Source organism: Micromonospora sp. DT15, from assembly GCF_049841475.1.
In the GTDB taxonomy this organism is placed as follows: Bacteria; Actinomycetota; Actinomycetes; order Mycobacteriales; family Micromonosporaceae; genus Micromonospora.
The window spans coordinates 277,441-287,818 of the sequence record NZ_JBNCKJ010000012.1; the positions used below are offsets into that span (position 1 = coordinate 277,441).

A 10,378-nucleotide genomic window follows, 5' to 3' on the forward strand; every position below is an offset into this window, starting at 1 on the left:
ACCGGTCACGTCTCTCCGGTTGCGGTCGGCGGCCTGATTCGGCACTGACGCGCCCTCAGGGCGACGACAGCGAGAACAGTGGTAGTCAGTGAGCTCGGAAGTGGCTCACTGTTGGGTCCTCAAGCCGACCCGGCCTCGTCTCGAACTCGTTGCAACCCGCAGGGGTTCGAATACTCAGGAGGGCTGAGTATTCGTCATCAGGTGGCCGGCTCGACCGACCCCTAGTGTTGCCGCGTGGTGACATTCCTGCGTCGGTGGACCCTGCGGGCCGCGAGCTTCGCCCTGACCTGGCTCTACACCCTCTACCGGATCCATCCGGCGGTGTGGCGGCTCACGGCACGTCAGTACCGTCCCTACATGGGCCGCTTCGCCCGGCTACACGCCTGGATGACCTGCCAGTTCGCCGCGATCGACGTGCCCGCGTACGGCGTCTTTCTCCGCCGCCACCACTGGCGGTTCCGCTGGTTCGATCTGTCGTCCTACCCGCCCACCGACAAGCGGTCGTACGTGCAGGCGTACCCGGAGGCGCAGCGTTGTCGGCACGGGCAGATCGAGATCGCCGGCAGCGTGGTCGACGAGTCGTCGGGCTCGTCCGGCCAGCCGTTCAACTGGATCCGCAGCCGCCGCGAGCTGCGCTCGGTGCACAAGAACCTGGCCGGCTACGCGACAATGGTGTTCCCGTCCGAGCGGCGCTTCGTCATCAACGCGTACTCGATGGGCGCCTGGGCCACCGGGACCAACACCGGCATCGCCATGTCGGCGATCGCGATGGTCAAGAACACGGGGCCCGACCTGCGGAAGATCGTCGACACCCTGTTGTACTTCGGCCCCGGCTTCGACTACATCGTCACCGCCTACCCACCGTTCCTCAAGCACCTGCGCGACAGGCTCGACGCCGATGACTTCCCCTGGGCCGAGTACCGCATCAGCGGACTGGTCGGCGGTGAGGGGATGACCGAAGCGCTGCGCGACTACCTGGAGGAGCGCTTCGTCAAGGTGCGTTCCGGCTACGGGGCCAGCGACCTCACCATCGGCATGGCCGGGGAGAGCGACTTCAGCGTCTGGGTCCGCCGACAGCTGCGTACCGACGCCGCGCTGCGGACCGCGCTGCTCGGTGCCGACGAGCACCGGCTGCCGATGGTCTTCCAGTACAACCCGCTGGAGACCTACCTGGAGACCACAGCGGACCACGAGGTGCTCTGCACGATCAACTCCACGGCGGTGCTCAATCCCCGAGTCCGCTACAACATCGGCGACGAGGGCCGGCTGATCTCGTACCCGGATGTCCTGGCCGCGATCGCCGACCCCGCGGCGCGGGCCGCCGCGGACCGTGCCTGGCAGGTCGACCGGATGCGTCTACCACTGCTGTTCCTGTACGGCCGCAAGGACAGCACGCTCTCATATATGGGCGCCAACATCTACCCGCAGGACGTCGAGTATGGCCTCTATGCGGGCAATCCCCAGGCGCACCTGCTGCAGAGCTTCTGCCTGGCGGTGACCGAGCAGGCCGACCTGGAGAGCCGGCCGGTGGTCAACCTGCAACTCCGCGAGGGCCTGGCGCTCGACCCGGTGCAGCGGCGAACCCTCACCGACACCTGCCGCGTGGGGGTGTTGCGCCACCTCGCCGAGGTCAGCCGGGACTTCGCCGAGTCCCTCGCCGAGGACCCGTCCGCGGCGGACCTGCGGGTGGAGGTCCACGAGTACGGCACCGGCCCGTTCGCCGACGCGGCGTCCAGAATCAAGAACGTCTACCTGGTGAAGGGCGCGCCGGCATGAGGACCACCGACTTCTCCGCCGCGCCCGCCGTGGGCCAGGCGACGGCCATGTTCGTCGGCGCAACCCGCTACCGGGGGCCGCGCTCGATCATCACGCTCACCCGGACCTGGATCCGAATGGTCCGGCAGATGAGACGGATGGACGGATACCGCTGGCACACCGTCTACTACCAGTTCCCGTTCACGCTCGGCACCATCGCCTTCTTCAGCGACCGTGACGCGCTTCTGACGTTCGCCCGCAGCCGCCATCACCGGGACCTCATGTGCTGGGTGACCGATCACGGCACGAAGAACGCGACAGGCGGCTACATCCGCCTCTACAACGCCGAGCCCGAGGGCTACAGCAACGGCATCTGGCGCGCCGAGTCCGACGTCATGGCACACATACCTACGTTCACGCCGCTCTCGCGTGAGACGTCTGGGCCGCCGGTGCACCGCGCATGAGAGTGGACCCCGTGCAGTCGCGGGCCGACCTGCGCGCATTCGTCGACTTTCCGCTCCGGCTCCACCCGACCGACCGGTACGTACCGCTGGTGTCCTCGGTCATCGCGGCCCACCGGGACGCCGCCGAGCTGTTCGTGGTCCGCGACCGACGCGGCGAGGTCGTGGGACGCACCAGCATGCACCGCAGCGCGCCCCTCGACGACAAGATCGGCCCACGACAACTGTTCGGGCACACCGAGTTCGTCGACGACGACGATGTCTTCACCGCCATCATGGACGCGGTTGCGACCCGGGCCGACGGTCGACACCTGTTCGGGCCGGTGGCCCTGCTGCCCAACCAGACCGGCGGGGTGATCACCTCCGGCTTCGCCGACCGGGGCTTTGTGGACTCGGCGTGGAACCCCCCCTACTACCCCAAAATGTACGAGCGGCACGGCTTCCACCGTCGCTTCGAGGCCGACACCTGGCTGGTCGATCTCGACGGTACGGCCCCGGCTGCTCGGCCCGCAGCCGGTGCTCCGGCCGGAACCGACCACGGTTTCACCTTCGACGATGCTCGGATGGCCGCCGAACGGCTCGTCATCCGGCACGGCTCCCGGTGGCACCTGCGCAGCCAACTGCCGATCCTGCGCCGCATGCTCAACGCGAGCTTCGCGCAGTTGGGCTACTACACCGACATCTCCGCCGAGCAACTGGCGGAGCAGACCGACGGCCTGGCGTTCCTACTCGACGAGGCGCTGCTGCTCTGGCTGGAGAAGGCCGGCCGACCCGTCGCGTTCGTCGTCACCGTGCCGGACATCTCCGACTACCTGATGAGCGTCGGCGGTCGGCTCGGCGTACTCAATCAGCTCCGGCTTCTCGCCACCCGCGGCCGGTACCGGCGGGACGCGGTCCTCATCATCAAGGGCACCGTTCCCGATGAGCAGGGCAACGGGTACCTGACGCTGCTGTCCCGGGAGTTGCATCGCAACCTCGCCCGCAACGGCTACCGGACGCTGCGCAGCACCTTCGTCGAGCGGACGAACGTCGCTTCGGCCGCTCAGTACCGGCGCGCGGGTGGGCGGCCACTGCACGGGTACACCTTCTACGAGCGAGGAACAGCGGTGTGAGTTGGGTCGAGCAGTTGCGGGCTGCCGAGGCGATCTGCCGCCGGGCGCCAAGCGCACACAACACGCAGCCGTGGCGACCGGAATACCACACCGACGAGATCACCATCGATGTTGATCCCGCGTGCCGCCTGCCCGACTCCGACCCGACCGGGCGTGACCTGACCCTCGGTATCGGCGCGTTCGTCGAGACATGCCTCATCGTCTCCGCCGAACTCGGCCTCACCGTCACGGTGGCGCCCGGTCCACGACTGGTCCCCGCAGCACAGAGGTACACGACTCCGTTCACGATCGCCGACATCGAGGCCCGCCGGGTCGCCCGTGGTCCATACGCACCCGGGTACGTCGACGACGCCGTCCTCGCCGATCTCGAGCCGGGTATCGCGCACGTCCCGACCCGAGATCTCGTATCGGACCTGGCCGTCGCCGACCGGTGGATGTTCCGCACACCTGCCGTCGCCGTCGAGTTGCGGGACTGGCTGCGTCTCAGTCCACGCCATCCGCGATATCACCTCGACGGACTCACGGACCGGGCGCTCAGCCTGTCCCGGACCGAGGCGCGTGTCCTGTCCGCCGCGCTGCGCGCGTACCCGGTCACCCGCCGACTGGGCCTGCCGGCGCTGCTGGCCGCCAGCGGCCGCGGCCTGTTGCGCTACGACGGCAGCGTCCTGGTCCTCCTCGCCGTCGACGGCGACGACCAGATCACCCCAGGCCGACGTCTGCTGCGTACGTGGCTGGCTCTCGCCCGGCACGGCCTGGCGGTCCATCCGCTCAGCCAGCTCATCGACTGCCCCGCGACCGCCGGTCGGCTTGCCGAGCGGGTCGCCGGCCAACCGCTCGCCGTGTTTCGCGTCGGCCGACCCCGCATCGCCCCGGTCCGTTCGGCCCGCCGCGGCGAGCGATAATTCACTACGATCCCTAGCCTCGCGCGAGCTCTAGAGTTGCGCTGAGCGTCAACGGCGGTGGGGCAACGGGTCGTGTTGCCCCTCGGACACAAATGATGTGCCCACGGTGTGCGCTGAGATCGATTACAGCGCGCACCGTCTGCGTTTCAGGCTGGTAGGTGATCCGAGTTGCCGGTAGACCTCGGCCTTGTCGGCCGGGTCGGCGTCGCGGAGCACGGTGGCGATGTCGCCGAGCGCGGTCACCAAAGCCGTGATCTCTGCTCGGCTCATCCGGCGCGGGGTCGCGCGTCCGCTGTGATGACCACTTCGGCGGCACCGAAGATATCAGCCATGATGCTATCGGTTATCCAGTCGGGGACGTTCGGTCATGCCGACGAGCGTGCGCGGATCAGGCACTTCTGGGCTCTGGTATTACGCGGCCGCGACGGGTGTGCGTACTCTCCATCCGAGAGCTCGATAAAGACGGTGACTGTCGTCAGTAGCGACCAGGACACCGGTGTCCACGCCGAGTTGGAGGGCGTGCGGCGCGAGCGAGAGGTAGCCGGTGTCGGCTCGCTTCCAGAGTGGCACCGGCGCCCACATCACGAGGGTGCCCCGCGCTGTGGCTCGGGGCTGACTGATGGCCGTCGGTCTGCTGATTTGCCCACTCGCCGGTCCACATTGCGAGGTCGCGTACCCGGCGCTCGGTTTTCTGCCGGGACGTGCTGCCCACTTCGTTGCTTCTTCTCTTCTGCCTGCTCGGCGCTGTGGCCGCTACCGATCAGCCATGGGCGGGCTGCCCGTTGTCCTGCCGGCGGCAGGACTGCCGTGCGTGCCTTGACAGGAAGGCGGAGCAGCAGGACAGTCGACATATTCATAGACGTCCAACTATCTACGGCGAGGTGTGCCATGCGGAAGTCGCTGACTGCTGTGGCCGCCATCGCTGTTGCCATGGTCGCGATGATGGCCGCGATCTCACACGCCAGTGCGGCGAACGCGGCGGCCGGGTGTCGGGTGAACTACGTCGTCACCAGCCAGTGGACCGGTGGCTTCCACGCCGACATCGCGGTCACCAACTTGGGTGACCTAGTCAACGGGTGGACGCTGCGGTTCGCGTTCCCTGCAGTCGACCAGCGGCTCACGCAAACCTGGAGCGCCACCTGGGCCCAGGCGGGCCAGCAGGTCAGCGCGACCAATCTGGGCTGGAACGCGACCCTGGGCACCAATGGCTCCGCGAACATCGGTTTCGTTGGCGCCTGGTCGGGCAGCAACCCCATACCGGCGTCGTTCACGCTCAACGGCGTCACGTGCACCGGCGGCGTCCTGCCCAGCGTGACGCCGACCCGGACGACCACACCGCCGGTCGCTGACTGGCCGGCGATCGTCACCTGGCTCAGCCCGACCGCCGGCGCGGTGTACACCACGCCGGGAACCGTCCCGCTGGCGGTGACCGCGACCGTGGGAGGCGGACACAGCATCACCTCGGTGTCGTTCCGGGTGGACGGCGTCACGGCGGCCCGGGGGGTGAGGACGACCGGTGACCGGTACGAGGCGCTGTGGACACCACCGATCGGGGAGCCCGGCACCAGCACCACCTTCGTGCTGTACGTCTCGGCCGGCACCGACCAGTCGCTGTCTGGCGCTGCGCCGCCGTTGCTGGTCACGGTGGTGACGCCGGCGTCCACCGGCACCAACCACCCGCCGGCGGTGGCGTTGAGCACCCCCGGCGGGCAGACCTACTTCCTTGAGCCGACGACCGTCACGCTGGTCGCCGACGCCGCCGACACCGATCCCGGGGACGTCGTCAGCCGGGTGGAGTTGTACCTCGGCGCAACCCGGCTGGCCGTGACGCCAACCAACAGCGGACAGCGCTACCAGTTCCAGACGGCCCTGTCGGCCGGCACGTCGTCCACCTTCACCGTGCGGGTCCACGATTCCCACGGCGGCATCGGCATCTCGAACCCGCTGACCTTCACCATCCGTTAGCGCCTCGGCCCTCCGTGAAGGGCTGACGATCGATCCGGAGGCATAGGCGGTCGGCGCACTGATCTAGCCGCGATCCGCGCGGGGTCAAGCCGATGGGCGGGCAAGCGAACCGGGGTTCTCGAACGCGGTCAACCAAAGGTCACGACCCTCATATCCCTCGCGATCGCGCTTGATTGCTCACCCGGTTTGAGGGCCGGAGGCCGAGTTGCCGGTAGACCTCGGCCTTGTCGGAGGGGTCGGCGTCGTGCTTGTGTACCCCGGTCACGGGTCGCTGATCGTCATAGTGACCGGTCTGCTGTACATCGGTGTCCGGTCGCCCGCTTCCGCTGTGCCGGACCAGTGGCGGTCCCGTTAGCTGAGACGTCGATCCCACTCGCGGTTGGCGGTCGAGGCTCGCAGTGCTTCACCGCATCGCGACGGGTGATCGGGGTCAAGTCTCAGGGACGCAGGGTTACCTTGCCGGTGGTCCTGCGGGCGACGAGGTCCTCGAAAGCGCGGCGGGCGTCCTCCAGGGGATATGCCGCATGGACCATCGGCTTCAGCACTCCGGCAGCCGTGAGCGCGAACATCTCGGCTAACGGCTCCGCATAGGCGCCGGGAACGGTGAGGGCCGGGCGTAGCCAGAAGCCCATCACGGCGGTGTTGCGGTCCGCGAGGGCGCTCGGATCGACAGGTGGACAGCCCTCGCGGGAGGCATTCCCGAAGGTGACCAGACGTCCGAAGTTCCCCAGGATTTCGAGGCCGGCGCTGAACACACGGCCGCCAATCGACTCGAGGACAACGTCCACCGGCATGCCATCGTTGGCCTCCAGGACCCGCTCGGCGTAACAGTCCGGGTCGCTGGACACGGCGACGTCCGCACCCAAGGAGAGGGCCAGGTTACGTCGAGCGTCCGTAGAGGCTGTCGCGATCACACGCCCGGCACCGAAGTGCTTGGCGAGCTGGACGGCAAGCGAGCCGACACCACCGGCCGCGGCGTTGACGACAACGGTCTCACCGGGACGCATTCGCGCACAGCTTTTCAATACATGCCAGGCGGTCAGGCCCTGAACGAGAAGCGCGAGCGCCTCGGCGTCGCCCACCCCGTCGGGCACCACAACGGCGTCCGCGTCTTCCACGACCGCTTGCTCAGCAAAGCCACCACCGCCGAAAGTCGGTGCGAGCACCCGACGACCGTCGGTCGCTCGCCCGACCACCTCAGTGCCCGGGATGAACGGCAGCTCCGGCACCGGACGATACGACCCGGCAATGCGGCTGGTGTCGGCAAAGTTGACCCCTGCCGCACTCACGTCGACGAGCAGTTGCCCATCGACCGCCATGGGCTCCGACACATCGACAAGGTCCAGAACTTCGGGACCGCCGAAACGGACGCACTGTACAGCTCGCATGATCAGCAACGTACCCCCGCCCGCAGTAATCGGCGAACGCAGCATGATCGATCATCCGCTTTTGCCGCCGATCGTGCGGGGGCCGCCAAGCGATGTGCCACCACGTACCGTAGTTCCTCCCGACATCCTGTGGCACACGGAGCCGATGCGCGGACCGGCAGCCGATGCGAGTCGGAGAGGCGGTAGCTGGTTGAACTTCAGGGCGTGACGTCCACCAGTACCTTGCCGACCGCGCCGGTCTCCACCGCTCGGTGAGCGTCGGCGGTGCGGTGCAGCGGGAAGCGGTGCAGCGGCAGGCCATGTTTTCGCCGACCGGCAGGGCACCGTCGCGGGTCGCGGCGGCGACGTCCTCGACGGCTGCGGCGCGCGCGCCTGCGGGCCGGACGTGAAGAGCACCAGGAACTGCAGGCGCGTGTTCAGCACCATGTTCTGCCCCACACGCTGGCAGGAAGGGAACATGGCTCCCGACCGGTGGAACGCGACGGACCCGCCTTTGAGGTCCTGGTCACGTTCCAGCGGACCGCCTCGGCCGGGCGGTGGCGTGCCGCGCACAGGGACCTGAGCGAGAATGGGCCAGTTCGAACTCTGCTCAACCCTGGAAGGACCCTCCCTTGGCCGGTGGACTCGTAGCCCTGCTGGATGACGTGGCGGTGCTGGCCCGGGCCGCTGCCGCGTCTATCGATGACATCGGGGCGGCCGCAGCGAAGGCCGGCGCCAAGGCTGCGGGTGTCGTCGTCGACGATGCTGCCGTCACGCCGCAGTACGTGCGGAGCCTGGCGGCCGAGCGCGAGTTGCCGATTATCAAGCGCATTGCCGTGGGGTCGCTGCGCAACAAGTTCTTCATCATCCTGCCTGCGGTGCTGCTGCTCAGTCAGTTCGTGCCCTGGCTGCTCACTCCGATCCTCATGCTCGGCGGCGCCTACCTCTGTTACGAAGGCGCGGAGAAGGTGTGGGCCAAGATCGCCCACCACGGCGCCTCCGGCGCGGGCGAGGAGAAGGTGCAGGACGAGACGACACTGGTGTCCGGGGCGGTACGAACCGACCTGATCCTCTCGGCGGAGATCATGGTCATCAGCCTTAACGAGGTGATCGATGAGGCGTTCTGGTCCCGCCTGGTGATCCTGGCTGTCGTCGCGGTCGTCATAACCGTCCTGGTGTACGGCGTGGTGGCCCTGATCGTGAAGATGGACGACGCCGGGCTGCGCCTGTCGCAACGTTCCGGCGCCGTCGCCACGTTCGGCCGCGGTCTGGTGAGGGCGATGCCGGTGGTCCTCACCGTGCTGACGGTGGTCGGCACCGCGGCGATGCTGTGGGTGGGCGGGCACATCCTGCTGCTGGGCACGAACGAGCTGAACCTGCACTTCCTGTACGAGGCCGTGCACCACGTGGAGGTCGCTGCCCACGACGCCACGGGTGTTCTCGGCGGGCTCGTCGGCTGGCTCGTCAACACGGTGGCCAGCGCGATCCTCGGGCTGATCGTCGGAGCGCTGGTCGTGCTGGTCATGACTCTCACGCTCCACCGCCGCAAACCCAAGGCTGCGGCAGCGACTGCGACGGCCACGACTCGTACTGACGGCACCATCCCCGCGCCGCCGAGCCGTGCAGCTCGGCGTCGCGATGCTCCTGCGGACCAAGCGCCGCGCGGATGACCGCGAAATCACCGCAACTCGACCACGGGCCTCATGCAGTCGTTGCCAGATACCGGCGCCGGCATGCCCCAGATCTATGTGAAGCGTTGCGCGCGGGCACGCCGGGGTCCGCAGCAGCTTGGCAGAGCGTGAACGGCGGTGGGTACTCGCGGGTGGCAACCGGCAATGGTCGATCACAGCCGTTACCCGCCCGCTTGAGAAAGTCAACGCCGGTTGGCACGGGGCACGGCTCCAACACAAGTACGGCTGAGCGAAACAGCCCTCATGCCCGCGTCGCGAGGCTGAGCAGCCTCTGGCGGGTGATGGTCAGTCCGCCAGGGGTGGTTCCACGATTCAGGCATATTGACAACCTGAACCGGCAATCGAGTCGGATATCTCGCAGATCATCCGTTGGGGCTGGAACGCTGAACGGGTGGAGCAGCAATCGGGACGACCGGCGCCGGGACGGCTGCTGTCGGTCAGGCGTGCCCTGTGGTCGTTAGCCGTCGGCGTCGTCGCAGGGGCCACCACCGCGCTGGTCGGGGCACCGGAGTTGACGCCGCTGGTGATCTGGACGATCGCAGCCGGCACGATCCTCGTCTCGGTGTGGCGGGCGTGCTGGCCGGCGAACCCACGGCGTACCGAGCAGCTTGCCGAGGCGGAGCAGCAGTCCCGGTCCACTGATGCGGCGATCCTGATCGCATCCGCCATCAGCCTCGCCGCCGTGGCCGAGGCGCTCATCCGCGCCTCGGGCCAGCAGGACGTGGTGGCTGTCACGCTGGTTATCCTCAGCGTCGTCGCGGTGATCCTGGCGTGGGCGCTGGTGAATACGGTCTTCGCACTCAAATACGCCCGGCTGTACTACCGCCACGATGGCGGCATCGACTTCAAGCAGGACGATCCACCGGCGTACGCCGACTTCGCCTACGTCGCCTTCACGGTCGGCATGTCCTACGCCCCGGGTGAGAACGAACCGACAAGCAACCGCGTGCGCCGGATCGCGCTCGGGCATGCGCTGCTCTCTTACACCTTCGGAACCGGCATCCTGGCCGTCGCGGTCAATCTGGTCACCAATCTGGGCCAGTCATGACCCGTTACCTTTTTGATCGTCCCCAGCCGGGGACCCTCGGTCGCTCGGCCCGGTATGACTTCCTGTCCCTGTCGTTC

The 10,378-nt window shown here is 67.9% G+C and carries 9 protein-coding genes; 7 read left to right on the plus strand and 2 right to left on the minus strand.

Going from position 1 to position 10,378, the window contains the following annotated elements; translation table 11 throughout:
• Positions 1 to 234: 234 nt before the first annotated feature.
• From ACLQ3F_RS25635 to ACLQ3F_RS25650, 4 genes are read left to right on the plus strand one after another with little or no spacing between them, the layout of a single operon-like run.
• The gene (locus tag ACLQ3F_RS25635; RefSeq protein ID WP_425851887.1) at positions 235 to 1,776 is read left to right on the plus strand and encodes a phenylacetate--CoA ligase family protein; all 1,542 of its coding nucleotides are present in this window, start codon (positions 235 to 237) and stop codon (positions 1,774 to 1,776) included.
• On the plus strand, positions 1,773 to 2,219 hold the full coding sequence (locus ACLQ3F_RS25640) for a DUF4188 domain-containing protein (protein ID WP_357194291.1): 447 nt from the start codon (positions 1,773 to 1,775) through the stop codon (positions 2,217 to 2,219). Before ACLQ3F_RS25635 ends, ACLQ3F_RS25640 begins: the two co-directional genes overlap by 4 nt.
• Positions 2,216 to 3,328: a hypothetical protein gene (locus tag ACLQ3F_RS25645; protein ID WP_425851889.1), complete on the plus strand. Its 1,113-nt coding sequence runs from the start codon at positions 2,216 to 2,218 to the stop codon at positions 3,326 to 3,328. The genes ACLQ3F_RS25640 and ACLQ3F_RS25645 overlap by 4 nt, the downstream gene beginning before the upstream one ends.
• The gene (locus tag ACLQ3F_RS25650) at positions 3,325 to 4,230 is read left to right on the plus strand and encodes a hypothetical protein (RefSeq protein ID WP_425851891.1); all 906 of its coding nucleotides are present in this window, start codon (positions 3,325 to 3,327) and stop codon (positions 4,228 to 4,230) included. Before ACLQ3F_RS25645 ends, ACLQ3F_RS25650 begins: the two co-directional genes overlap by 4 nt.
• A 123-nt stretch (positions 4,231 to 4,353) precedes the next feature.
• Here ACLQ3F_RS25650 and ACLQ3F_RS25655 read toward each other — a convergent pair whose 3' ends face one another.
• Entirely contained in the window at positions 4,354 to 4,500 is a 147-nt protein-coding gene (locus tag ACLQ3F_RS25655; protein ID WP_425851892.1) for a hypothetical protein, read from the minus strand.
• Positions 4,501 to 5,118: 618 nt separating this feature from the next.
• Between ACLQ3F_RS25655 and ACLQ3F_RS25660 the strand changes: the two genes are divergently transcribed.
• Complete coding sequence (locus ACLQ3F_RS25660) at positions 5,119 to 6,195, plus strand: cellulose binding domain-containing protein (protein WP_425851893.1); 1,077 nt, start codon at positions 5,119 to 5,121, stop codon at positions 6,193 to 6,195.
• Positions 6,196 to 6,632: 437 nt separating this feature from the next.
• Here the strand turns inward: ACLQ3F_RS25660 and ACLQ3F_RS25665 are convergent, their stop codons facing one another.
• Complete coding sequence (locus ACLQ3F_RS25665; protein WP_425851895.1) at positions 6,633 to 7,583, minus strand: quinone oxidoreductase family protein; 951 nt, start codon at positions 7,581 to 7,583, stop codon at positions 6,633 to 6,635.
• A 611-nt stretch (positions 7,584 to 8,194) separates the two neighbouring features.
• Here ACLQ3F_RS25665 and ACLQ3F_RS25670 point away from each other — a divergent pair.
• Both ACLQ3F_RS25670 and ACLQ3F_RS25675 read left to right on the plus strand, forming a co-directional pair.
• Positions 8,195 to 9,232, plus strand: a complete 1,038-nt coding sequence (locus tag ACLQ3F_RS25670) for a DUF808 domain-containing protein (RefSeq protein WP_425851897.1) — start codon at positions 8,195 to 8,197, stop codon at positions 9,230 to 9,232.
• A 412-nt stretch (positions 9,233 to 9,644) separates the two neighbouring features.
• Positions 9,645 to 10,301, plus strand: a complete 657-nt coding sequence (locus ACLQ3F_RS25675; protein WP_425851899.1) for a DUF1345 domain-containing protein — start codon at positions 9,645 to 9,647, stop codon at positions 10,299 to 10,301.
• Positions 10,302 to 10,378: the final 77 nt, after the last annotated feature.